Here is a 24,403-nt window from a genome sequence, read left to right on the forward strand (position 1 = left end):
GTGATGCGCGTCACTGGGGGGTATGCCACCGCAACCAAATCGATAGAAACAGGTTCTATCGTGGTTTGGTCGACGAAAGCGGGAAAGTGGAAGCAGCGATGAAGAGCAGGGACGCCGCCCTCGACGGCCTCCGCGCGTTCGCCGCCCTCGGCGTCTGGCTGCTGCATGTCGGAAGCAACACCGGCGTCATGTACCGGGAGGGCATGTACGCCTGGATGATGAGCCGACTCGGCATCGCCGTGCCAATCTTCTTCCTCCTGTCGGGCCTGCTGCTCTACCGCCCGTGGGCGCGCGCGGTGATCGAGGATACGCCACGACCCAAGCCGCTGCGCTACCTGTGGCGCAGAGTGATGCGGGTCATGCCGGTCTACTGGATCGTGACGGGCCTGGCGCTGTGGGCATGGAGCTCGCTCGACTGGCTCGGCTGGGTCAAGTGGATGCTGCTGCTGCAGAACTTCTTCCCCGGCGATCCCCCGGTCGACGGGCTCTACCAGATGTGGACGCTGCCCATCGAGATGTCCTTCTACGTGCTGCTGCCCGTGCTGGCCTGGGCGCTGCACCGGTGGGCGCGCGGCGGCAACCGGCCGGTCAGGCTGCTGGCGGGCATCGCGGCGCTGCCGGTGGTCTCGGTCGCGAGCGTGGTCGTGGCCCGGCTGTTCGAGCAGCCGCAGATGGCGCTCTGGCTGCCGTACAACCTGGTCTTCTTCGCCTGCGGGATGGCGATGGCGGTGTTGTCGGTGTGGATCGGGCACAGCCGGATCGTCGACGCGCTGGCCCCCCAGCTCCTGGTGTCGGCCCTGCTGCTGTACGCGCTGCTGAGCACCGACCTGGCCGGACCGCGCACGCTCGCGCTGCCGACCATGCAGCAGTCGTTGCTGCGGGTGAGCCTGGAGGCGGCGGTGGCCGTGCTGGTGGTCGCGCCGTTCGCGCTGGCCCCCAACCCCGGCTCGCTCCGGCACCGCTTCCTCGGCAACCCGGTGACCGCCTACCTGGGACGCATCTCCTACAGCTTCTTCCTGTGGCACGCGCCGGTGATCACGCTGCAGCTCAAGCTCACCGGCGCGCAGCCCTTCCAGGCCGACTTCCCCAGCGTGGCCATCGTGTCGTTCGTGGTGACGATCCTGCTCAGCATTGCCAGCTACCATCTCGTCGAAGTCACCGCCCTCAAACTCACCGCGCGCCGATCAGCACCTGCTCGGCCGCCGGACGCTCAGGCTCCGGCGCCGGTGGCGCCGCTCGCCTGACGAGCTGGCCGAACAGCACGCCCACGGCCACGCAGGCGGCGAGCTGCGGGGCCTGGTCCCGCAGCACCTCCAGGTCGATTCCGCGCTCGCGCAGCGCCATCGCCGCCGCCAGGCAGAGCGTGGCCGCGCCGAAGGCCGCCGCCGCCAGCCAGTGCGCGGGCAGTCCCCTGGTGCGCAACAGCAACGTCACCAGGACCGCGCCCAGCACCGCGAGCATGCCCTGCCAGCTCGCCGCCCAGCCGCCGAACGCCAGCGCGAGCAGGACCGCGTACGGGGCGCGCAGGCCGCTCAGCCGCGAGGCCGAGGCGGCGGCGGTCTCGCGGACGTGCTCGGGGCGCGGCCCGCGCAGGACCAGCGCGATAAGCACGAGCAGGGCGATCCCCGCCAGCCCGAACACGAGCGCGAACCAGTAGGCGCGGTCCGGCAGGTACTCCAGCCTGACGGTCCCCGACGTGCCCGCGGGCAGCTCCCAGCCCTGCTTCCAGCCGTCGATCCGCACCGGACGCAGCGTCTTGCCGTCGATCTGGGCCCGCCAGCCGGTGTTGTGGTTCTCGTTGACGACAAGGAAGGCGTCCTTGGGGGCGCTCACCTTGAGCTCGCGCACGGACGGCGTCCACTCCCCCTGGACGACGGCGCCCTCCACCCCGCGCGGCTTGTCGGGCAGCGAGCCGACCACGAGGTCCTCGATCTGGAAGGGATCCCAGCCCGCCACCCTGACCCGGTTGTCGCCCGCCACCAGCTTCGCCTTCGAGCAGCCGAGGATCTGCACGGGCCGCTGTTCGAGCAGGTCGGCGTGGGTTCCTGCAACCTTGGTGTCGATCGTCTGCCCGGCCACCTCGATCTTGGGACCGAGGCCGCAACCGAGCCTGAGAGGGACGTCGCCCGGCCGGCTCACCGGGTTCACCCCGGGAATGACCAGCTCGGTCACCTGCAGCCGCTGGGAGAACGGGACGAAGCGGAGCTTGAGCCGGGTGGTCGAGATCGGCTTGAACGTGAGCCTGCCCTGCGGGTCCACCCGGCCGGCGCGGACGACGCCGCGGTCGCCGGTCACGATGACATCGAGCGGCTGTTTGTCGCCTCCCGGGCGGCCGATCCCGATCTGGGAGATGGTCTTCCTGCCCTTCCAGGCCAGCGTGAGCGTCGGCTCGGTGTCGCCGTTCTCCGGGATCCAGGTGGTGCTGGCGTCGCCGTCGAAGGCCGACCTGGGCGCCACCACGGGGTCTTCGGTGAGCGCGGACGAGCCGGTCACGCTGGTCAGGCCGGTAGCAATGCGGGTGAACCGGTCGGCCAGCTCCGGGCTTCGCAGGATGGCCGATCCGCGCACGTTCACGGTCGCGGCGGACTCCGCGCTGAAAGTCCGGTCGAACCCGGTCTCTTCGCCCTGTTTGGCCAGCGCCACGTCGTTGCAGATCCACCGGTCCTGGTTGCGCATGCAGGCGGGCCGCTCGTCGAGCCCCCGGTCCATGACGAACACGTCGCCGCCCCGGCCCGGCAGCCTGATCGTGCGGCCGGCCGTGATGCCGGGGATCGACAACTCGATGATCCCGACCCGCTGCCCGTAGCTCCACTGTCGCGAGACCGTGTCGAGCACCTTGACCCGCACCCAGCTCGTGGGACCGTCGGGGACGCGTAGCCGCTGCGGGTCCTGGCTCTGCCGGACGTCCTGCGCCAGGCTCCCCGACTCGGTCTCCACGGCCACGCGCCTGACGGCCTGGCCGAGCAGCAGGTCAGGGGTGAACATGACGTTCACGTACGGGATGGGCGAGCGTCCCCGCAGGTCCACGCGGAGCCACTCGCCCTGGGGCGGCTGGGAGCCGTCGCTCTCCCAGCCGGTCTCCGCGTTGCCGTCCATGGCCGCCCACGGGCTGCGGCCCGTGGTGCTGATCCCGGCGATCGCGTTCGGGTCCGCCACCGACGACGAGGCCGAGATGCCGGCGATGCCCTGGTACTCGGCGGTCGCGGTGCCGTCCAGCCAGCCGTCCTCCAGCAGGTCGAGCTCCCTGACCCCGGAGAAGTCGGACTTCCTGTCGGCGGTGAGGGTCGGCGACCAGTTCGACCTGATCTCGCCGAACGAGCGCTCGCGCAGCCGCAGCGCGTCGCTGACCACGGTCGGGGTCTCACGCGTGCCCGCGTCGCCGTTGACCAGCACGGGTCCGTCGCGCAGCAGGCCCAGGTCGCCCATCGCAAGCAGGGAGTCGGGCCCGCCGCGCACGGCCAGGGCGTCGGCCGCCGACTGCACGGAGACCAGGTCGGAGCCGCCCGCCACCTCATACAGGTCGAGCGCGGGGAACGGCGCGTCCAGCGAGTTGACGGCGTCGTCGGTCTCCCTGTCGCCGATCGGCTCGCCGAACGAGCGCACCTTCTCGATGCCCGGCGACTCGCGCAGCGCCTCGAAGACCCGGGCGGGCCAGGCGCCCTGGAGGTTCTGCCTGATCAGGTCGTTCCTGACCAGCAGATAGCGCACGCCCATGCGACGCAGCACGGCGGTCAGTCCAGGGGAGCCCTCGCCCGCCGTCAGGCGCTGCTCGATCGCGTCCAGCAGCCGGGTCAGGCCCACCGAGCCCGGGGGTGTGATCTGCCTGGTGGTCCAGCGCACGTTCGACAGGGCCTGCATGGGCTCGTCCATGGGACGGCCCCAGACGTACTCGCCGAACTTGGCGCCCGGCACGACGAGCACACCGTTGTCACCGGCGTTCCTGTCGAGCCAGGTCGCCGCCTCGCGCCAGTGCGCCGGCACCTCCTTGAAGTCGCCGGGCGCGGCCAGGCCCTGGTTGAAGACGGGCAGCACGAGCGCGGCGAAGGCCGCCACCGCGGTCGTCCGCAGCGGCAGCCTGGCCTTGACCAGCAGGTGGGCCAGGCCGAAGGCGAGCGCGAGGCGGACGAGGGGGTCGAACTTGCGCAGGTTGCGCAGCGGTGCGAGCGGGCCGTCCAGCAGCCAGCGCACCGGCTCGGCCACGATCGGCTCAAGCGCGCTGATGTGCCCCGCGACCATCACCGTCACGCCCACCAGGAACAGCACCACCACGAACCCCTTGGCGGGCAGGTCGCGGCGGCAGAGCCCGGCCAGGCCGAGCGCGGCCAGCAGGCCCGTGACGGCGACCATGGCGGCCGAGGTGGCGATCGCGTAGCCGGGCGGCTGCTCGAACACGCCGCTCAGCGGCAGGTAACGCACCCAGTCGGAGGCGCCGCGCAGCACGTTGGTGAGCGAGGTGGTCAGGGTGGTGACGCCGGAGGTCTCGGTGTACGGCAGGAACGAGAACGCGTACCGGCCGACCAGCAGCAACGGCAGCCACCAGAACAGGGTGGCGACCGAGACGGCGGCCGTCCACCAGCCGAACAGCCGCCAGCGCGGCACCGGGCGCGGCCTGGTCAGGATGTAGAGCACGGGAGCGACGAGCACGGCCAGCACCGCGACCGCGTTCACGCCGCCGCACAGCGCCACCGCCAGCGCCGACCTGATGGCCCCGCGCACCCGCTGGCCCGTCTCCGAGGCTGTGAGCAGCGGGATCAGGATCCACGGCAGCATCGCGGCGGGCAGCCACTCGATCGAGATCTCGCCGAGGATCGACAGCGTGCGCGGAGCCAGCACGTACGCCAGCGCGCCGACGATCCTGGTGCCCGGGGTGCCGATGCCGAGCTGCCTGCCCAGCCGTTCAACCCCGAGGAAGGCCACGCACATCAGCAGCGTCAGCCAGAGCCGCTGGGTCACCCACGGCGCGATGCCCGCCAGGTCGCCCAGAGCGAAGAACGGGCCCATCGGGAAGACGTAGCCGGCCACCTGGTTCTGGAGCTGGCCGAAGTGCTGCAGGTCCCACAGGTGGGCGGCGCGCTCCAGCCAGCCGACCGGGTTGAGCGCCAGGTCCATCTTGGTGTCGGAGATGAGGTGGCCGGGCTTGGTGGTGAACGCCAGCAGGCCGAAGCCGAAGCAGCACACCAGCAGCCACCACCGCTGCCGCGCCCGCTCGCTCACCGCCGGCCTGACCCGCGCCCGCTCACCGGCGGGCACCTCGGGACGCGTCCGCTCAGACCGGGACGACTCGGAGCGGGACGACTCGGAGCGGGGCGGCTCGGGGCGTCCGGCTACCAGCCGATCGATCGGCGGTATCCGGGTCACCGTGCCTCCCAGCCCGGCTCGACGTCATGGCCGAGCATCAACTCGGTGAGACGTTCCGCGCTGCGGTCCCAGGAGAAGCGGTCAGCCCATGCCCGACATTTCACGGTATAAGTGTGGTCCAGCTCGTCGAGTGCGACCGCAATGCCCTTGGCCAGATCCGTCCCCTCGGGCAGCAGCCACCCGGTCTCGCCATGCCGTACGGCGTCACGCAGCCCGTCCACGTCGAACGCCACCGTCGGAACCCCCAGGGCGGCGGCCTCCAGCACGCTCAGCCCCCACCCCTCGCCCTGCGACGCGCTCACGTGCACCCACGCCTGGGCGACCAGCCGGGCCTTGTCCTCCTCCGGCAGGTAGCCATGCATGGTGACGCCCTCCGGCAGCCTGGCCCGGAGCTCCGCCTCCCCCGGCCCTCGGCCGACGATGTCCACGACCAGGTCGGGCCAGCGCTTCCTGAGCTCCGCAACAGCGTCGAGCAGCAGGTGGACGCGCTTGTGGGCGACGAGCCTGCCGAGGCAGACGAGCCGCGGCACCCGACTTTTCACGACATTTTCTGGCTGAGCGATGCTCACACCATTCGTAATGATGTGCACCGGCCCCGTCCACCCGAGCCGCTCCCGCATGGCCCGCACCGTGGACGGCGAGACGGCCACGCTCTGGTGCCGCCGGTAGCTCCACCGGGACACCGGCCCCTCAAGGAAACGCCCGAACGCCGCCAGCCACCCCGGCAGGTGCAGCCCGAACTGCCGGTCGTGCACGTGGTGCACCACGCAGAACACCCTGGTCCGCCGCCGCACCACCCAGGGGGTGAAGAACGGGATGCCGTTCTGGCAGTCGAGCACCACGTCGAAGCGGCCCCTGCGGACGAGCAGCCAGCCGAGCACCAGCGGGTAGACGGTGAACACGCCGCCCATGCGCACGACGCGCACCCCGTCGGCGCTCTCTACTCGGCTCTGCCCCGGCGCGCGGGCGGTGACGAAGCTCACCTGGTGGCCCGCCCGCGCGAAGCGGCGGGCCAGCTCCCAGGCGAACGTCTCGGCGCCGCCCGCCAGGGGATGCCACGGGTCACGCCAGTTGACGACAACGATTCTCACGGATATCCGACGGGGTCGAGCGGTGGTTCCCAGGCCGGGCGCGCCGGGGTGCGCGACTGGGCGCGCAGCCGGAGCCAGATCCTGCCGAGCTCCAGCACGATGCCGAAGGTGTGCCTGGCAGGGGAGAAACTGGAGCCCGGCTTGTCGTGCCAGCGCACGGCGATCTCCCGCACCGGCGAGCCGCGCCCGACGCAGCGCGCGAGCAGCTCGACGTCGAAGGCGAAGCCGGGGGTGCGCAGGAGCGCCGCGGTCTCGCGGGCCAGCACGCCGTCGAAGAACTTGAAGCCGCACTGGGTGTCGCTCACCCCGGGCACCAGCACGCCGGCCAGCGCGCGGAACCCGAAGGCGCCCAGCTCGCGGATCTTGCTGTGGCGGTTCTCCACGTGGGAGCCCGCATGGCCTCTGGAGCCGATCACCACCCGCTCGCCCGACAGCAGCAGCCCGCAGGCCGCGTCGATGGCGTCGAGGTCGGTGGCCATGTCGGCGTCACAGAAGCCGACGAACGGCGCGGTCGTGCCGAGCAGCCCGGCGCGGACGGCGGCGCCCTTCCCCGGGATCGCGCACCGGAGGAGCCGGATGGGCACGGCGCCGCGCGGCCAGTTCTTGACGATCTCGGCCGTGCGGTCGGTGCTGTTGTTGTCCACGACGATGACGGCGGTCGGGAACGGCATTCGGGCAAGCTTCGCGCACAGCTCCAAGAGCCCCCCGGGAAGTCGCTGTTCCTCGTTGCGCGCGGGAACCACGACCTCGAGCAGTGGTGGTCGGCTCGCCCTCTCGTCCCCAGGTTGAGAGGGTGGCATGGCGGTCGGTCTACCGGTCGCCGTAGTTGTAGAGCGGCTGGTTGACCGGTGTCGCGGTGGCGCCGGTGAGGGAGACCGTGGTGACCGTCGCCACGAGCGCCGCCACGGCGACGCCGATGATCGCTGCTAAGAGGATCTTGATCACGGGGGTTCCTCCTCGGAGCGGGCAATGGAGCGGGGGCTTCCCCAACCTAGAACCAATTCTTGCTACTCGGAAGTAGCTCTACGAAATTTTAACAAATCGCCTGATCAGCGGGCTTGTACCGGCCGAACCGCCGCGATCGGCCCGTCCAATCGGTAAAGTCGCAGGTCACCCGTGTCGACCACGGCCCTCGCGCTCTGTAGCCATACACCGAACTGCCGCCGTTCGTCCCCTGTCCCCGCATCGACTATCACGTAGCGAAATCCGGCCCCCCGAAGATCAGGAGAAGGCCCTTCTAGTACGTGTTCTACCGCCAGGGCCCGCGAGTCTTCACTCTTGACGACCATGTCGCCGACCCGTACGGCGTCGTTGGCGACCACCCGCCGCCCCGGCACCGCGAAGAAGCGCTGCGCGGGATCGAGCACCGGCCGCCCGCCGTTCCACGGGAAACGCCGGTAGGCCTCGAACGGCAGCACCAGCACGTCGCCCGGCTCGGGATCGCCCTTGATGGCCTCGCGGGCAGCCGTCCAGCTCTCGGGGTAGGAGACCGACCCGAGCGTCCCGAGCGCGCCCCAGGCCATCGTCGGCAGCACGGCCACCGGCACGAGCACCATCGCGCCCACCCAGACCCGGTGGCGTGCCACCGCCTCGGTCAGCAGGCCGAGCCCGAGCGCCGCCGCCAGCGCCAGCGGCGCCACGAACTGCTGGGCGTCGCGGAACACCGCGAACCCGCCCCACACCCCGACGAGCTGCTTGAACGCCTCCCTGCCCGGCTCGCTCACGCCGACGAGCGCGATGCCGAGCCCGACCGCCCCCGCCACGGCCAGCCCCTTCTTGTACGGCACCGCGCCACGCAGGAAGAACACCACCCCGGCGAGCGTGAGCACCAACCTGGCCACCGCCCCGAGCAGCGTGTCGTAGCCCGGCGGAACCGCGTGCGCGTTCCAGATGCCGCCCAGCGACAGCAGGCTCCCCACTGCCCCGAACGGCGTGTCGGCCCTGGCCGCGAAGGCGTCCACGCCGACAGGATCGCCGTCGATGCTCTGGGGCCGCTGCGCGGTCGGGATCAGCCAGGGCAGGCTGAAGAGCGCCAGCAGCCCGGCCACCCGCACGAACACCGGCAAGCGAGCCACCTGCACAGCCTTGGGCGCCCCGGTCGCGATCGCGGTGGCCGTGATCGCGGTGACCGTCATCGCCGCGAACCCGCCGACGGCCGCGGGCAGCATCGCCAGAGCCACCCGCCGTCCGGACCACACCGCCCGCACCACCCAGGGCAGCCCTGCGTACCCGAGCAGCAGCGCCCACTGCCCCATCAGCAGCCGCTCGGCCACGTACGGGTTCCACACGTAGAACGCCCCGGCCACCAGCCTCGGCCCGAGCGAGTCAGACGGCACCAGCAGCGCGGCCCCGCTGCAGCCGAGCACGAAGATCCCCAGCAGGATCAGCTTCTGCACCAGCTCGCCCGGCAGCACCGCCGACAGCGCGGTCACCACGGCGTCGCTCGGCACGACCCGCGCGGCCCCGCCCGCCAGCCCGAACGTCCACGCGGAGAAGGCGGGCTCCGGCACGAAGACCATGTCGTGCAGCAGCGTGAACCCCCAGCCCAGAGCGGGGCCGAGGGCCAGGCAGCCGAGCACGAGCCCGAGGAGCGCGGAGACGGGCCCGGCGCGGGTCGTGTGCGGCATCCCGCTATGACATCACAAGCCCGACACGGCTGTTCCCCACCGCCCTGCCCCTGGTTACTCTTCGCCGGGGGGTGTGTGATGGCGATCGCGACGATGACCGGGGTCCGCCGGCGCGTGTACGGCGGCGACGCCGTGCTGGCGGCCGGCCTCGTCATGATCGTGGTGCAGCTCGTGTGGAAGTTCGACCTGGTCAGTCGGACGTACTTCCGCCAGGACGACTTCATGTTCATCGCCAGGGGGCTTGCGAACCAGCTCTCCTGGGACTACCTGATGCGCATCGACTTCGGCCACCTGATGCCGGGGGCGTTCGCGCTCCACTGGGCGATGGGGCGGCTCGGCGTGCACAACGACGCGCTCGCGCACGCGATCACGATCGGCCTGCAGGCGGCGGCGAGTCTGGCGCTGCTGCGGCTGCTGAAGCTGCTGTTCGGCGCGCGCCCGGCCATCCTCGTCCCGCTCGGGTTCTCCCTGCTGACGCCGATGACGATCCCGGGGCTGTCGTGGTGGGCGGTGGTGGCCGAAACGCTGCCGTTCCAGATCGCGCTGCCGATGGCGCTCGGCTCGCACGTGCTCTACACCCGCACCGGGCGCTTCAGGCACGCGGTGGCGGCGGCCGGGTGGACGGTGTTCGGGATGGTGTTCTTCGTCAAGGCGCCGTTCATCCCTGTGCTGGCGTTCGTGCTCACCCTGGGCTGGCTCGGCGGACGCCGGCTGTGGCGCGCGTGGCTGCTCTACCTGGGCGTGCTCGTCCCCTACGCGGTGGTGTTCTTCCGTCAGCTCTTCACCTCGGTGCAGCTCACGAACGAGACGTTCCAGCCGGCGTTGCCCAGCGCCGAGGTCGCCGCGAAGTCGGCGTGGACGCTGCTGACCGGCTCGCTCGTGCCCACGTCGATGGGCGGGCCGTGGCGGTGGCAGCCGATCGGCGAGGACTACGCGCTGGCCGCCACCCCACCCGCGCTGGTCTGGGTGAGCCTGGCGGTCGCGGTCGCCGCCGTGACCGTGTCGGTGATCTGGCGGCGGCGGGCCTGGCTGGCCTGGCTGACGCTGCTGGGCTACTTCCTGCTGGCCGACGTGGTGCCGATCATGCTGGGGCGGGTCGAGCTGCTCGGTCCCGATCTGAGCGGGTTCGAGCTGCGCTACATCTCCTCCACCGCCGTGGTCGTGGCGCTCGTCATCGGCCTGGCGTTCATCCCGGTCGCGGACGAGCAGCAGCCATGGCGCCGTCCGGCGCACCGGCTCGGGTGGGTGTGGGTGCCGCCGGCGGCGGTGTTCGCGGCGGGTTCGCTGTGGTCGGTCGCCGCCTACGCCGACCGGCCGCTCGGTGTGAACGTCAAGAGCTACGTCGAGACGGCCACGCAGGCGCTGGCCCGCGTGCCGGCCGGCGCGGTCGTCCTGGACACGCACGTGCCGGACAAGGTCGCCTTCCCCGCGTTCTTCTACGACTACGCCCGGCACTCCAAGGTGCTCGGCCCGGCCGCGCCGCACCCGATCGCCTGGACCACGCGGCTGTCCGGCCCGGTGGCCAACCCGCTGATCTTCGACCAGCAGGGCAGGCTGCGGCCGGTGGGCGTGGACGGCGTCACGATCCCCGCCAAATCCGCCTGCACCCCCGTCGGCCGGACGGAGGTGCGCTTCCGGCTGCCCGCGCCGATCGCGGGCGGCGAGCACACCGTCCAGATCTCCTACCTGAACGGCGCCCCGACCACCCTGAACGTGCGGCTCGGGCTCGCGCAGATCGCCGTACCCGCCGGCAAGGACCTGGGCACGACGTTCGCCCCGATCACCGGTGGCGGCACCGAGCTGGCCGTCCGCGCGATCGGGCCCGGCTCCTGCGTCGGCGAGATCAGGATAGGCGCTCCCGTGCCGGCTGACTCCGGTGCGCCGATCCCCCCGCAGCCGGTGCCGGGTTAGAGCTCGGCTCCGGGTCTCTGGGCAGGCCCAGCATGCGCTCGGCGATGATGTTGAGCTGCACCTCGGTGGTGCCGCCGTAAATGGTCATCGCCCTGGTGGCGAGCACCGCCCTGTTCCAGTAGCCGGGGTCGCCGAGCGTGATGTCGGCGGCGACCGTGGCCGCGACGCCAAGCAGTTCCACGGCGGTCTCGGAGACGTGCTGGGCGTGTGAGGTGGACAGCAGCTTGCGGACGGAGGCGTCCGCGCCCGGCTCGGCCCCCGCGAGCTGCTTGAGCGTGACCCGCAGCGACAGCGCGTTGATCGAGTGGCCCTCGCAGACGACCTCGGCCACCTTCTGGGCCTCGACCGGCGTGAGCTCGCGGCCGAGCCGGCCGATCAGGCCGAGCAGGTCGGGCACGGACGCGCCGGTGCCTCCTGAGCCGGACGACAGCGAGACGCGCTCGTTCGACAGCGTGTTGCGGGCCACCTTCCAGCCCTGACCGACCTCGCCCACGACCAGGTCGTCGGGGACGAAGACGTCGTCGAAGAAGACCTCGTTGAACAGGTTCTCGCCGGTCATCTCGGTCAGCGGCCTGACGGTGACGCCCGGGGCCTTCATGTCGACCACGAAGTACGTGATGCCCTCGTGCTTGGATCCCTCGCTGGAGTCGCGGGCAATGCAGATGCCCCACTCGGCCACGTGGGCGACCGAGGTCCAGATCTTCTGGCCGGTCAGCTTCCAGCCGCCCTCGACCTGCTCCGCCTTCATCTGCAGCGAGGCCAGGTCGGACCCGGCGCCGGGCTCGGAGAAGAGCTGGCACCAGATCATCTCGCCGCTGAGCGTCTTGGGCAGGAAACGTTCCTGCTGCTCAGGGGTGCCGTAAGCGGCGATGGACGGCACCACCCAAGCACCGATGATCATCTGGGGCAGCTTGACCTTGGCGGCCTTGAGCTCCTGCGCGATCAGCACCTGCTCCAGCGGCCCCGCCGCGCGACCCCACGGCCTGGGCAGGTGGGGCATGACGAAGCCGCGCCCGGCCAGCGCCCGCTTCTGCTCCTTGCCCTCCAGCCGGGCGATCTCCGCGATCTCGGCGCGGATCGACTCGCGCAGACCCTCGGCGTCGTGGGGCAGGTCGATCTCCATCTCGCGGGAGACGCCCCGCAGGGCCAGCTCCGTGACCGTGGCCGCCCACTCGGCCGACGAGCCGAGCAGGGCGCGCAGGGTGAGGGCGCGGCGGTAGTAGAGGTGGACGTCGTGCTCGAAGGTGTAGCCGATGCCGCCGAAGGTCTGGATGGCGTCCTTGGCGCACTGGACGGCGGCGTCGGGGGCCATCACGCCGGCGATGGCGGCGGCGTACTCCCGTTCCTTTCCGTCCACGCGGGTGGCGTCCCAAACGGTGGCGCGGGCCTGCTCCAGCGCGACGAGCATGCGGGAGAGCTTGTGCTTGATGCCCTGGAACTGGCCGATCGGGCGGCCGAACTGCACGCGTACCTTGGCGTAGTCGGCGGCGGCCCGCACGCACCACGAGGCCAGGCCCGCCGCCTCCGCGCCGAGCAGGATCGCGGCCAGGTCACGCACGTCGGAGCCCTGGACGCCGCCCAGGATGCCCTCGGCGGGCACGGTCGCCTCCGACAGCTCGACCCTGGCCACCGGCCTGGTCAGGTCGAGGGACTTGAGCTCGGTGACGGTGGCGGAGGAGGCGTCGATGAGGATCCACTCCTCACCGTCGGGCGTGGCGACCGGCAGGACCAGCGAGTCGGCCAGCGAGCCGCCGAGCACGGGTTCGGCGGTGCCGGAGACGATCAGGGAGCCGTCCTCGGTGCGGGTGCCGCTCAGCGTGCCGGTGAGCGCGACCGCGCCCGTGAGCGTGCCGTCGGCGAACGACTCCAGGTGCTCGGGGCGTTTGGAGGCGTTGATCACGGCACTGGCCAGCACGGTCGGCACGAACGGACCGGGGGCCATGCGCTCGGCCAGCGCCTCGACGGCCACGGCCGCCTCCAGCAGCCCGTAGCCGGAACCGCCGTGCTCCTCGGGAACGTGCAGTCCGAGCAGGCCCTGCTCGGCCAGGCCCGGCCAGAACGCGGGACGCCCGCCGGCTCCGGCGCGCAGCAGCTCCGAGGGGATGTTCCGCTCGGCCCAGCCGCTCACCGATTCGCGGAGCGCCTCGTGCTCCTCGCTCAATCCGATCGCCATCGCTCATCCTCCAGCCGGGTCCTGACGCCTTCCCAGAATCATATTCTAGAGGATGTTTCTGGCCTAGAGCGGGCGCACCTGCTCCGCCAGGGTGTTCAGGTCGCGCCAGCGGGCCTTGTCCGACTCGGGGATCGAGGCCAGCAGCATGGCCGGCTTGGTCTTGCCCACCTCGACGACCGTCACCATGGCCTGGGCGACCTGCTCCTTGCCGTCCTGGGTGAAGGTCACCTTATAGCCGAGCGTCCAGCCCTTGCCGACCGCGATCTTCTTCGAGGCGGTCCAGGAGAGCGTGGCCCCCGCGGGGTACTGCGTGCGGATCGTCCAGCGCACGCCCTCGGCGGCCAGTGCGCGGTAGTCGGCGTTCGTGGCGGGCTTCTTCTCCGGCGACTCGCCGGGGAACATGGCCGAGCCGATCACCGTGAACGGCAGCTCCACCTTGCCGATGCGCTGCGCGACCGCGTAGGGCGGGTACGACCTGGCCTTCCACGGGGCGGCCAGCCTCGGGTAGCTGATCCCGGTGTCCTTGTCGGTGATCGTCCCGATGACCGCGGCCGCCGTGCCCGGCAGGTTCTCATACGTTTTGCTCTCCGGCACCGGCGGCAGCACGACCGGGCTCTCGGAGGCGGTCGGGGTCACCGACGACAGGGCGGCCGACGTCGAAGGCAGCGGCGCGACGCGTGCCACCTGCTCGCCCTGACTCTGGTTGGCGGGCACGTCGCCGGAGAAGAGCGTGAAGATCAGGAAGACGGCCAGGACGGTGGCCAGGATGGCGCCGAACAGGTAGACGACCCTGACCGGGATGTCGCCGAGGCGGCGGGGCGGGGGCGGCGGCAGTGGTGGCGGGAGCTGTTGGCTCGGCCGGTCGGTCCCGATCGTCTCCGCGGCGGGCAGGACGATCTTGCGGAACGGGGTGGTGGGTGAGTCCATCGAAGGGGTCTGGTCGCCGACGTCCGCCATGACCTTGAGGCTACGCCAACACGCTGGGGTATATTTCCACTACTCCCCTCGCAGAACGTAATTCTGTATGGTCAGCGGACATGAGGGGTTTTTTCGAGATCGCGGCCGACGACCCTGAGCGCCCCGCCCTCCTCGGAGACCCGGGCATTTCATACGGAGCTCTCCTCGCCCGGGTGAACCAGGCGTCCAACGGCCTGCTCTCGCGCGGCGCGGGGCCCGGCGAGCGCGTGGTGACCGTGTTGAAGAACGGCCTCGACGCGCTGACCATGATGCTGGCGACGTACCAGGTCGGCGCGTACCTCGTCCCGGTCAACTGGCACTTCACCGCCGAGGAGATCGGCTACATCGTGGCCGACTGCGAGGCCAAGGTGGTGATCTCGCCGGACGCCCTCACGGTGGACGAACTTTCGGCAGGACACCCCGGCACCGCGCCCGCGCACCGGCGGGCCGGGTCGATGATGCTCTACACGTCGGGGACCACCGGGCGGCCCAAAGGTGTGCGGCGGCGGCTGCTCGACCTGACGCCCGAGGAGCTGCACCCGATCCTCATGCGTAAGAGCTGGCGGCACTTCGGGCTGCCGGCCGGCGGGGTGCACCTGGTGTGCTCGCAGCTCTACCACTCCGCGCCCTACGGGCAGGCCATGATGGCGCTGCAGCTCGGGCACACGATCGTGGCGCCCGAGCGGTTCGACGCGGCCGAGACGCTGCGGCTGATCGAGCGGCATCGGGTGACGAACGCGTTCATGGTGCCCACGATGTTCCACCGGCTGCTGGGGGTGCCGGAGCGGGAGTCGTACGACCTGTCGTCCCTCACCCACCTCTACCACGGGGCCGCGCCGTGCCCGCCGGCCGTCAAGCAGGCGATGATCGACTGGCTCGGGCCCGTGCTGTGGGAGTACTACGGCTCCACCGAGGCGGCCGTGGCGACCATGGTGTCGTCGCGGGAGTGGCTGGCCAGGCCCGGCACGGTCGGCAGGGCGCTCGACGGGATGACGTTCACGATCGTCGGAGAGGACGGCCGGGAGGCAGGGCCGGGCGAGCCGGGCCTGGTGTACATCGGCGGGATCAACCGGTTCGAGTACCACGGCGACCCCGCCAAGACGGCGGCGGCCATGCGCGGGCGCGACTACACGCCCGGCGACATCGGCTACCTCGACGCCGACGGCTACCTGTTCCTGCTGGACCGGCGGACGGACCTGATCATCTCCGGCGGCGTGAACATCTATCCTGCCGAGATCGAGGCCGCGCTGCTCGAACATCCCTCGGTCGCGGACGTGGCGGTGATCGGGGTGCCCGACCCCGAATGGGGGCACAAGGTCGTGGCGCTCGTCCAGCCGGCGGACGGCGTGGCAGGCGGGGACGAGCTGACGGCCGAACTGTTGCGGCACTGCGCACCCCGGCTGGCGCGGTTGAAGCAGCCGCGGGTGATCGAGTACCGGGAGTCGTTGCCGCGTACGCCTACAGGCAAGCTGAGCAGGCGTAATGTCCGGGAAGCGTATCTTTCCGACTGAGTTGGGCAGGAATCTGCCCATGAAGGGGATCGTCGCAGCGCTGGCCGTTGCCGCCGCACTGGCGTCCGGCTGCGGGCCGCCTCCCCCCGCCTCTTCCACGCCCACTGCCGCCACGCCCACGCCCTCCGCGCCCGCATCTCCCACGGCGAGTGCCGTGGCTCCCCTGCACCCGATCGAGACGGCCTACGAGAAGGTCATCGCCGACGTCCTGCCCTCCATCGTGCAGATCACCACCAAGGTCGGGCTCGGGTCCGGCATCGTGTACGACTCGGCCGGACACATCATCACCAACGCGCACGTGGTCGGACAGGGCACCGAAATGAACGTCACCACCGCCACCGGCGGGACGGCGCGCCCGGCCAAACTGGTCAAGGCGTTCAGCGCCGGGGACCTGGCCGTGATCAAAGTGGACAACGCCAACGGACTGCGACCCGCCCGGTTCGGCGACTCCTCCAAGCTGCGGGTCGGTCAGATCGTCCTCGCCATGGGCAACCCCCTCGGCCTGTCGGGCAGCGTGACGAACGGCATCGTCTCCGCCCTCGGCCGAACGGTCAGCGAACCCCAGAACCCCGGCTCACCCGGAGCCACCATCGCCGGCGCCATCCAGACCTCGGCCGCCATCAACCCCGGCAACAGCGGCGGCGCGCTCGTGGACCTGTCCGGCCAGGTGATCGGCATCCCCACGCTCGCCGCCATCAACCCCGACCTCGGAGGCGGCGCCGCGCCCGGCATCGGCTTCGCCATCCCGAGCAACACCGCCACCGACATCGCCCGCCAGATCATCACCTACGGCAAAGTCACCAACAGCCACCGGGCCGCGCTCGGCATCCGCGGCAGCACCATCGTCGACATCGACGGGCAACCCATCGGGGTCAGCGTCGCCCGCGTCGAGCCCGGCGGGGGCGCCGACAAGGCGGGGATCCGGGTCGGGGACGTCATCGTGTCGATCAACGGCAAGCAGACGCCGACCATGGCCGCGCTCTCCGAAACCCTCACCACCCTCAAACCCGGCACCAAAGCCCAGGTGGGCGTGATCCGCACAGACGGCACCCGCCAAACCCTCACCGTCACGCTGAGCCAGCTACCCGGCGAATAGCCCTACCCGCCAACCGCATCCGAGGATCGTCCCCGTGACCGGGCCGAGAGTCCGCGTGGTGGTGCACGTCGTGCCCAGAGGTCCGTGCGTCCCTGGGCTGTCACTGCTTGGCGGTGAAGACGATTTCGACGCGGCGGTTCTTGGCGCGGTTCTTCTCCACCGGACGTCCGTCGACCATGTTCGGCACCGTCGGCCGTTTCTCGCCGTACCCGCTCGCCTCGAGCGTCACCCCCGCCCCGGTCAGGAGCCCGCGCATCGCCGTCTGCACGGCCTGGGCCCGCCGCTGCGACAACGTCACGTTGTAGGAGTCGCTGCCCTGATCGTCCGTATGGCCCTCGATCTTGACGACCCCGCCCGCGCCCTCGCCGTCGACCTTCTCGGCCACCTGCTTCAACCGCTGCCGAGCCTTGGCGGTGAGCTGCCACTTGTCCAGTTCGAACAGCACGTCGCTGGTGAGCGCGACGGTGACCTGCCGCCCCTGCTTGGTCTCGCTCTCCGTGCCGTCCATCGACTCCATCTCACCGATGATGTCCTCGACGGGAAGCACCAGGTTCTCGACCGCGCCGGTGGCCTCTGGCGGCGTACTGGGCGTGGGGGACAGCGCGAGGGCCAGGGCGACGCTAAGAGATCGGAACATCGGTGAACATGCCGATCATCGGCATCTCGACGTTGACCTTCGTGACGTCCGCGGGCGGGGCCGCGAAGACCGCGTACAGCGTGGACGCCTGCCCCGACTCCAGGAACTGCCCCTGAGTGCCTGAGCAGACGCATTGGGCGTCCGGCCCGGTGCCGTTGCGGGCGACCCGGTAGCGCTTGGCGTTGACGGGGTCGATCAGCGAGACGTTCGAGACCGTGTAGTTGAGCGTGCCGGTGCTCATGCCGTTGTGCATGTTGACCTTGCCCTCGGTGGCGGTGATCGTCCAGTTGAGGCTGACGGTCCTGCCCTGGCGCTTGAGCGCGGTGATCTCGGCACGGGCCTTTCCGGACATGCCGCCCGAGCTCACCTTGGCCTCACGGGTGGCGATCACCTCGTTCTGCTGCGGAGGGGCGCTGCTTCCCTGCTGCTGCGGCGCCTTCGACGTGGGCTTCTGCTCGGGGGCGGCCTGCGTCTGCTGCTGCTCCTCGCCGCCGCTGCCTTGCTGGCCGGGGAGCATGCCGCAACCGGACAACGCGACGGCCGCGACCGCCAGGGCGATCGTCTTTCGCATGTTCTGTGATCACTTTCGTCGTCGGAGATGTGGCCTTCACCGTAGGAAAGCGACCTTCAGGATGCGCATAGTCCGCTATATCCGCTGACCACGCCGCCTGTGGGCCTCCGTCCGGAGCCGTTCGGCCTCGGACCTGCTGTGCGGGTCACCTAGGCCGTCAAACTCTCCCATAGCACGCGTAAGGGCATCAACTGCGCCGTCTGCGTCGTCGAGATCGAGGGCGGCCCTGGCCAGCGTGAGAAGGGCGTGCGCGGTGCTCCTGCGGCTCCCGAACGCGGTGAACGTCTCCAGCGCCTCACGCGCCTCTTGCGCGGCGACGTCCGGCACGCCTTCCGCCAGCGCGATCTCAGCCAGGACGAGCCGCGCCACCGCCTCCGGCAACCGGTCACCGAGACGGCGGTTGATCCGCAACCGGCGTTCCGCGCAGTCGCGGGCCCGGGGGTGCCGCCCGGCGGCGAGGTGCAGTCTGGCCAGGTCCAGCAGCGCCTCGGCCTCGCCGCGCGGGTCACCCAGGTCCTGGTAGGCGGCCAGGCTCTCGTTCAGCGGGGCCTCGTCCTGGCGCAGGGCGCCGAGCGCTCGTAACGCGTCCGCCCGGCCGCGCCGATCCCCGGCCTCCTCAAAAACCCGCAACGCCCGCACGAACGCCCGCTCAGCCTCCCCCAACCACCCCCCAAAACCCGACCACCCCTCCGCCTGCCCAGGACCAGGTTGTCCCTTCGCTGGCTGTCCGGAGGCGGGCTGCGTCTTCTTCGTTAGTTCTGGGGTGGGGCGTGCTTCTGCTTGGACCAGGCCGAGGCGGAGGGTGATTCTGGCCAGTTCCAGGCCCTCGACCAGTGGTTGCGCTGCTCGCAGTGCTGCGGCGGCGGCCTCCGTGCGGCCCTCGGCCCGGTGCAGGTCGGCCAGGCCGCGTAGCAGGAGGGCTTCGCCGTGCCGGTGACCGGCGGCCCTGGCCGCGTCCAGACCGGTCGCCGTCGTGGTGTGCCAATCGTCGTGGTGGGCGCCCAGCTCGAACAGCGGCGTCAGGTAGAAGGCCAGGCGCCAGGACTCCTCGTACAGGCCCGCGCGGAAGAAGTCCTCGACGGTCGCCACCAGGAACCGCCGCTCCGCGCTCAACCACCGCGCCTCCTGCCGCAACCGCCCGGTCTCCAGCCATCCGACTCCGGTCGCACCCATGCCCGCCTCGCCGGGCCGGACGCTGTACGGGGCGGGCGGGTCTGCGGGTGTGTCCGTGTGGACCTCGGTGCGGCCCGTACCGGGCTCGGCGGGTAGCAAGGACTCCCTGGCCAGCCGGGTACGTTCCAGGATCGTCCCCGCCCTGGCCGCCAGAACGGCAGCAGGCCCTCCGTCCTCCTCGGCCAGGCGTTCGGCGGCATAGAGGCGGGTCAGGTCGTGCCACCCGTACCGTTCCTGACCTGCCTCGTCCAGACCGCGCGACTGCAGCAGGCCGGCTTCCGCCAGAGGTTCCAGGTCCGCGCCGAGCGCCCAGGGGGCGAAGTCGGGTGCCGAGAGCGCGCCGAGCGCACGCAGCAGCCGCCGTTCCGGGTCGGGCAGGCCGCGGTAGCCGAGCGTGAGACTGCCGCGTACGGCCAGGTCACCGGCGCTGAGCTCGTCGAGCCTGCGCCGCTCGTCGCTCAGCCGTCCCGCCAGGTGGTCGAGCGTCCAGCCGGGCTTGCGCGCCAGCCGCGACCCGGCGATACGCAGGGCGAGGGGCAAATAACCGCAGAGTTGGGCGATGCGTCGCGCGGCGTCGGGCTCGGCACGTACCCGTTCGTGCCCGGCCACCCCGCCGAGCATCGTCACGGCCTCATCCTCGTCGAGGACTCCCAGTTCGTAGGCCCGCGCCGCCTCCAGCCCGGCCAGCGGCGACCGGCTCGTCACCAGGGTGAGGCTGCCCGGCCCCGTGGGCAGCAGAGGGCGAACCTGGGCCTCGTCGGCGGCGTCGTCCAGCACGACGAGCAGTTTCCTGCGGGCCGTCATGCTGCGGTAGAGGCGTACGCGCTCGTCCAGCGCCGGTGGCAGCGCGCCGTCGGGGCAGCCCAGCGTGCGCAGCAGGTCCTCCAGCACCGCGCCCGGGGGCCTGGCGCCGAGCGAGGCGTAGAGGCGGCCGTCGGGGCCGTCGAGCGCGGTGGCGGCGTGCACCGCGACGGCCGACTTGCCGCAGCCGGGCGGGCCGTGCAGGACCAGGTGTACGGGGGCGGAGTCGTGGTCGCGGACGGTGTCAGCGATCCAGTCGAGTACGGCGTCCCGCCCGGCGAAGTCGGAAATATCCGGCGGCAGCTCATTGGCCGCCGCCCGCCCGACACGAAACCCCCCACTCGGGGCAGCCCCGTACGAACCAGAACCCTCATGGGCAGGCCCGTACAAGGCAGGACCCTCGCGGGCAGGCCCGTAGAAGGCGGAACCCGCATCGCCGGTTCCGTGCTGGGCGGGGCCCCTGTGGGTGGTTTCGTCGGTCAGGACGCGGTGGTGGGCCTGCGCCAGTTCGGCCCCCGGCTCCAGGCCGAGCTCCTCCACCAGGACCCGCCGCGCGTCCTGGTACGCCCCCAGCGCCTCCGACCTGCGCCCGGCCTGCTGGAGGGCCTCGATGAGACGTACCCAGGCACGTTCGCGCAGCGGATGTGCCCCGACCAGCGCCCGCAGCTCACCGACCACCTCGGCGCCCCGGCCCAGCCGCAGGTCGAGCTGCACGCGTTCCTCCAGCGCGGTCAGCCGCAGCTCCTCCAAGGGCACGCCGTACGCCCTGCGCAGCACCGACGACTCGACGTCGGCCAGCACCTGACCCCGCCACAACCCCAGCGCCGCCCTGAACCCGTCGGCCGCCTCCCCCACCTGACCCGCCGCCCGTGCCTGCCTGGCCCCGGCGACCAGCCGCTCGAAACGATGGCAGTCGACGTCGTCCGGCTCGACCTCGAACAGGTAGCCGCCCGGAACGGTACGGATGCCGTCCACGAGCTTGCGCAACGCGCTGACGTACACCCTGAGCACCGACTCCGCCGACGCGGGCGGCCGGTCGTCCCAGACCACGGACATCAGCCGCTCGACCGGCACCCGCTCGCGCGCCGACAGCAGCAGCGCCGCCAGCAATGCCCGGTGTTTGGCCGGTCCGGGCGTCCGCCCACCGTCGACGCGCAGCGGGCCGAGGACGCCGAAGCGCACGCTCACCCGCCCGCCGGTCTCATGGCGAACGAGTCGAAGCGCACGCGCGCGGATTCGGTGGCGGTGGAGGCGGCGTGGACGCCCGCCTCGTTCGGCCGGTAGGGCTCACTGGTGTCGGAGGCCTCGGCGACCAGGCGCTCGTTCAACCACATCCGCAGCGTCACCTTGCCCCCGCTCTGGTCGCACTCCGCCACGATGCGGTTGGCGGTCTGGCGCCGGGCGTCCGCGGGGCCGAACAGGGTCCTGCCCTGGGTGCCCGTGCGGCGCTTGACGATCGTGACCTTGCCCGCGTCGCTCACCCCGAACTCGTAGCGGTCGCCTGAGCCGGCGGAGCCGTGACACCACACACCGTACTCCCCCGCGCCCTCCTCCAGGGTGGCGTTCGCGCTGATGACCACGCCACTGTCCGGCTCGTACCTGGGGGCCGACTTCCACAGCCGCCAGCCGGCCTTGGCGGTCAGCTCGTACGCGGTGCCGGAGCGGCGCGCGTTCCCGCCCTGCGACGCGCCGATCGCCCATGCCTCGCCGAAGTCCGCCTCGTACGGCCAACTCTCCTGCCGCAGTCCAGGCACCGACGCCACAGCCCAGGCCAGCAGGGCCACGGCGACCACGACGGCCCCCACGACCCACGGCCACCGCCGCCCGCGCTTACCCGCCCTCCCAGCGGGCGACGCGTCCGTCCCGGCTCCCGGCACACCCGGACCAGAACCAGACGCACCCGCCTCCGGACCCGACGCACCCGCTCCTGGACCTGACGCAGCTGGCCCGGGACCCGGCGTGCCTGCCCCGAGAGGTGACGTGGCCGAACCAGGACCCGGGCTGCCAGGACCGGCTGTCCCCGCCGCGCGCGCCGCCGCCCCAGCCGCCCCAGGAGAAGCCGAAGAACCCTGGGAGCCTTGAGAGCCCGGGGAACCCGAGGGGTTTGGCGCGGGCGCGGTCGTCCCCGTCCATGTGCGTTCGACGACTTCGGTGGCCGTGGTGAGGCGGGTTCCGCCCACCAGGTCCGCCAGCAGCCGCTGAGCGGTCGGCCGCGCCCGGGGGTCCTTGGCGAGCGCCCGCTCCACCACGTCCCTGATCCCGTCGTCGAGCCCGTCCAGCTGGGGCTCTTGCTGGGTGATCCGGTACAGCACCCCGCCGGGCGCCCCGCCTCCGAAGGGCAGCCGTCCCGTGCCCGCGTACGCGATCACCCCGCCCCAGGCGAAGACGTCGGCGGCGGGTGTGAGCGGTTCCCCGCGCACCTGCTCGGGCGCCATGAACGCGGGCGTCCCGAGGATCGCCTGGCTGGCCAGGCTGTCGTTGCCGACGAGCTGGGCGATGCCGAAGTCGATCACTCGGGGCCCGAGCGGCGAGAGCAGCACGTTGGAGGGCTTGAGGTCGCGGTGGATCACCCCGGCCCCGTGGATGGCGCTCAGCGCGGTGGCGATGCCGACGGCCAGCGCCTCCAGGTTCCCGCCGGACAGCGGCCCCTGATCGCGTACGGCCTGCGCCAGGTCCGGACCTTTGACGTATTCGGTGACGAGGTAGGCGACGTCCCCGTCGATTCCGGCGTCGAGCACCGGCGCGGTGCAGAACCTGGCCACCCTGCGGGCCGCGGCCACCTCCCGCTCGAAGCGCCGCCTGAACGCCGGGTCTCTGGCCAGCGCCGGATGGATGACCTTGAGCGCGGCCAGGCCGCCGGTGGGCGTGGTCGCGAGGTGGACCTCGCCCATGCCGCCCCGCCCCAGCAGGCGCCGGAGCGTGTACCCACCAATGACCTCGTTCATCGCAGACAGATTAGCCAGCTCCGGACATTTTCCCCATCCCACCGATGCGGTTATCCGGCCACCGAGGACTGAGTGAGGCGGTAGCGCGAGGGCGGGATCCCGTACCGGTCGACGAAGGCCTGCCGCAGCGTCTCGGCCGTGCCGAACCCGCACCGCACCGCGATCGCGGGCAGCGGCAGCGACGTGGAGGCCAGCAGGTGGGCGGCGGCCTCGGTGCGGGCCTGCCGCACGTAGCGCCCCGGCGTCTGCCCCAGGTGCTTGAGGAACAGCCGGGTGAGGTGCCGCTCGCTCACCCCCGCCTCGGCCGCCAGCGTGACCGTGCTCAGGTCGTCGCGCAGGTGGGAGCCGATGTGTTCGACGGTCCGCCTGACCAGGCTGTTGGCCGGGGAGGGTGTGCCGACGAACATGCTCATCTGCGCCTGGTTGCCGGGCCGCTGCAGGTAGGTGACCAGGTTGCGGGCCACCGTCCTGGCCAGTTCTGCGCCGTTGTCCTCCTCGACGAAGGCGAGCGTGAGGTCGAGGGCGGCGGTGACGCCCGCGGACGTGGCGACGTTCCCGTCGCGGATGAAGATCGGGTCGGGGTCGACGGTCACCTCGGGGTAGCGGGCCGCCAGGTCCTGCGCCTGCTGCCAGTGTGTGGTGGCGCGGCGCCCGTCGAGCAGCCCGGCGGCGGCCAGGATGTACGCTCCCGTGCACACGGAGGAGACCCGGCGGCTCTCGCGGGCCAGCCTGCGGACGTGGCCGACGACGAGCGGGTTGGCGGCGGCGTCCGCGTAGCCGATGCCGCCCGACACCACGAGCGTGTCGATCGGCCCGGTGATGCGCTCCAGCGTCTGCTGAGGCTGGAGGACCAGGCCGGTGCCGCTGGTGACGGCGTGCCCTCCGGGCGCGGCCACGCGCACCTCGTAGCAGGGCGCGGCGCCGTGCCAGTTGGCCTCCTCCAGCGTCGAGGTGACGCAGGCGACGTCGATCAGCGCCACCGCGTCGTAGGCCACGACCACGACCCGTCGTACGTCCATGGCGCCGACTCTAGGTCCGATGGACCAAGAACCCAAGTTTCCGGACCTCCATGGCTGTCCCCTTTGTCCCTGGGCCGCCGTACCGGACACAGTCGGCACATGACCACGACGACAAGCACGAAGACCAACCGCCGCTGGGGCCGGTTCGCCCTCCACTACCTCGAAATGATCATCGCGATGTTCGTCGGGATGTTCGCGCTCGGCATGCTGCAGTCGGCCGTCGGGCTCGGGCTGTCCTACGACGAGCAGCCCGAGCCGGCGTATCTGGCGATGGCCTTCAACATGTCCGTCGGCATGGCCGTCTGGATGCGGATCCGCGGCCATAGCTGGGCCTCGACGCTGGAGATGGGCGCCGCGATGTTCGTCCCGATCGTGCCGCTCTTCCCCATGCTCTGGCTCGGCCTCATCGACGGCGACGTGCTGATGATGGTCTCGCACGTCGCGATGTTCCCGCTCATGCTGGCCGCGATGCTGCGCCGCCTCGACGAGTACGCGGCCTGCCACTGATCTCAGGCCGTTCAGGGGGAGATCGG

Annotated in this window: 17 protein-coding genes; 5 read left to right on the forward strand and 12 right to left on the reverse strand. The window is 71.5% G+C overall.

The window, feature by feature from the left end:
- The first annotated feature begins 98 nt into the window (after positions 1-98).
- Entirely contained in the window at positions 99-1,244 is a 1,146-nt protein-coding gene (locus tag ACFOY2_RS29775) for an acyltransferase family protein (RefSeq protein ID WP_379531409.1), read from the forward strand.
- Here the strand turns inward: ACFOY2_RS29775 and ACFOY2_RS29780 are convergent.
- The 5 genes from ACFOY2_RS29780 to ACFOY2_RS29800 form a co-directional block, all read right to left on the reverse strand.
- Positions 1,171-5,358 carry an alpha-(1->3)-arabinofuranosyltransferase domain-containing protein gene (locus tag ACFOY2_RS29780; protein ID WP_379531410.1) on the reverse strand — a complete coding sequence of 1,396 codons (4,188 nt, stop codon included), beginning with the start codon at positions 5,356-5,358 and terminating at the stop codon, positions 1,171-1,173. The two genes, ACFOY2_RS29775 and ACFOY2_RS29780, sit on opposite strands and share 74 nt — an antisense overlap.
- Complete coding sequence (locus tag ACFOY2_RS29785; RefSeq protein WP_379531411.1) at positions 5,355-6,449, reverse strand: glycosyltransferase family 4 protein; 1,095 nt, start codon at positions 6,447-6,449, stop codon at positions 5,355-5,357. Before ACFOY2_RS29785 ends, ACFOY2_RS29780 begins: the two co-directional genes overlap by 4 nt.
- Positions 6,446-7,249: a glycosyltransferase gene (locus ACFOY2_RS29790; RefSeq protein WP_379531412.1), complete on the reverse strand. Its 804-nt coding sequence runs from the start codon at positions 7,247-7,249 to the stop codon at positions 6,446-6,448. The genes ACFOY2_RS29785 and ACFOY2_RS29790 overlap by 4 nt, the downstream gene beginning before the upstream one ends.
- Before the next feature lie 10 nt (positions 7,250-7,259).
- Complete coding sequence (locus ACFOY2_RS29795) at positions 7,260-7,394, reverse strand: hypothetical protein (protein ID WP_276617307.1); 135 nt, start codon at positions 7,392-7,394, stop codon at positions 7,260-7,262.
- A 104-nt stretch (positions 7,395-7,498) separates the two neighbouring features.
- Complete coding sequence (locus tag ACFOY2_RS29800) at positions 7,499-9,076, reverse strand: hypothetical protein (protein WP_379531413.1); 1,578 nt, start codon at positions 9,074-9,076, stop codon at positions 7,499-7,501.
- Positions 9,077-9,154: 78 nt separating this feature from the next.
- Between ACFOY2_RS29800 and ACFOY2_RS29805 the strand changes: the two genes are divergently transcribed.
- Entirely contained in the window at positions 9,155-10,987 is a 1,833-nt protein-coding gene (locus ACFOY2_RS29805; RefSeq protein WP_379531414.1) for a hypothetical protein, read from the forward strand.
- On the opposite strand, the gene ACFOY2_RS29810 is transcribed toward ACFOY2_RS29805, so the two are convergent.
- Both ACFOY2_RS29810 and ACFOY2_RS29815 read right to left on the reverse strand, forming a co-directional pair.
- Positions 10,920-13,160 carry an acyl-CoA dehydrogenase gene (locus ACFOY2_RS29810; RefSeq protein ID WP_379531415.1) on the reverse strand — a complete coding sequence of 747 codons (2,241 nt, stop codon included), beginning with the start codon at positions 13,158-13,160 and terminating at the stop codon, positions 10,920-10,922. The two genes, ACFOY2_RS29805 and ACFOY2_RS29810, sit on opposite strands and share 68 nt — an antisense overlap.
- 63 nt (positions 13,161-13,223) lie before the next feature.
- Positions 13,224-14,117 carry a hypothetical protein gene (locus ACFOY2_RS29815; protein ID WP_379531416.1) on the reverse strand — a complete coding sequence of 298 codons (894 nt, stop codon included), beginning with the start codon at positions 14,115-14,117 and terminating at the stop codon, positions 13,224-13,226.
- An 80-nt stretch (positions 14,118-14,197) separates the two neighbouring features.
- Between ACFOY2_RS29815 and ACFOY2_RS29820 the strand changes: the two genes are divergently transcribed.
- Both ACFOY2_RS29820 and ACFOY2_RS29825 read left to right on the forward strand, forming a co-directional pair.
- The gene (locus ACFOY2_RS29820; protein ID WP_379531417.1) at positions 14,198-15,628 is read left to right on the forward strand and encodes an AMP-binding protein; all 1,431 of its coding nucleotides are present in this window, start codon (positions 14,198-14,200) and stop codon (positions 15,626-15,628) included.
- Positions 15,629-15,647: 19 nt separating this feature from the next.
- A complete protein-coding gene (locus tag ACFOY2_RS29825; protein WP_379531418.1) occupies positions 15,648-16,724 on the forward strand; it encodes a S1C family serine protease in 1,077 nt (358 codons plus the stop codon).
- 100 nt (positions 16,725-16,824) lie between these two features.
- Here ACFOY2_RS29825 and ACFOY2_RS29830 read toward each other — a convergent pair whose 3' ends face one another.
- The 5 genes from ACFOY2_RS29830 to ACFOY2_RS29850 form a co-directional block, all read right to left on the reverse strand.
- Positions 16,825-17,361, reverse strand: a complete 537-nt coding sequence (locus ACFOY2_RS29830; RefSeq protein ID WP_379531419.1) for an OmpA family protein — start codon at positions 17,359-17,361, stop codon at positions 16,825-16,827.
- Positions 17,345-17,932, reverse strand: coding sequence for a hypothetical protein (locus tag ACFOY2_RS29835; protein WP_379531420.1), 588 nt, complete (start codon positions 17,930-17,932; stop codon positions 17,345-17,347). Before ACFOY2_RS29835 ends, ACFOY2_RS29830 begins: the two co-directional genes overlap by 17 nt.
- Positions 17,933-18,007: 75 nt before the next feature.
- Entirely contained in the window at positions 18,008-21,094 is a 3,087-nt protein-coding gene (locus tag ACFOY2_RS29840; RefSeq protein WP_379531421.1) for an AfsR/SARP family transcriptional regulator, read from the reverse strand.
- Positions 21,091-22,851 carry a serine/threonine-protein kinase gene (locus tag ACFOY2_RS29845; RefSeq protein ID WP_379531422.1) on the reverse strand — a complete coding sequence of 587 codons (1,761 nt, stop codon included), beginning with the start codon at positions 22,849-22,851 and terminating at the stop codon, positions 21,091-21,093. The genes ACFOY2_RS29840 and ACFOY2_RS29845 overlap by 4 nt, the downstream gene beginning before the upstream one ends.
- Before the next feature lie 50 nt (positions 22,852-22,901).
- Positions 22,902-23,870 (reverse strand): GlxA family transcriptional regulator, encoded by a 969-nt coding sequence (locus ACFOY2_RS29850; RefSeq protein ID WP_379531423.1) that lies wholly within the window; start codon positions 23,868-23,870, stop codon positions 22,902-22,904.
- 99 nt (positions 23,871-23,969) lie between these two features.
- Here ACFOY2_RS29850 and ACFOY2_RS29855 point away from each other — a divergent pair, with 99 nt between their 5' ends.
- On the forward strand, positions 23,970-24,377 hold the full coding sequence (locus ACFOY2_RS29855; protein WP_379531424.1) for a hypothetical protein: 408 nt from the start codon (positions 23,970-23,972) through the stop codon (positions 24,375-24,377).
- Positions 24,378-24,403 lie beyond the last annotated feature (26 nt).

This window comes from Nonomuraea purpurea (assembly GCF_042650645.1).
Lineage (GTDB): Bacteria > Actinomycetota > Actinomycetes > Streptosporangiales > Streptosporangiaceae > Nonomuraea > Nonomuraea purpurea.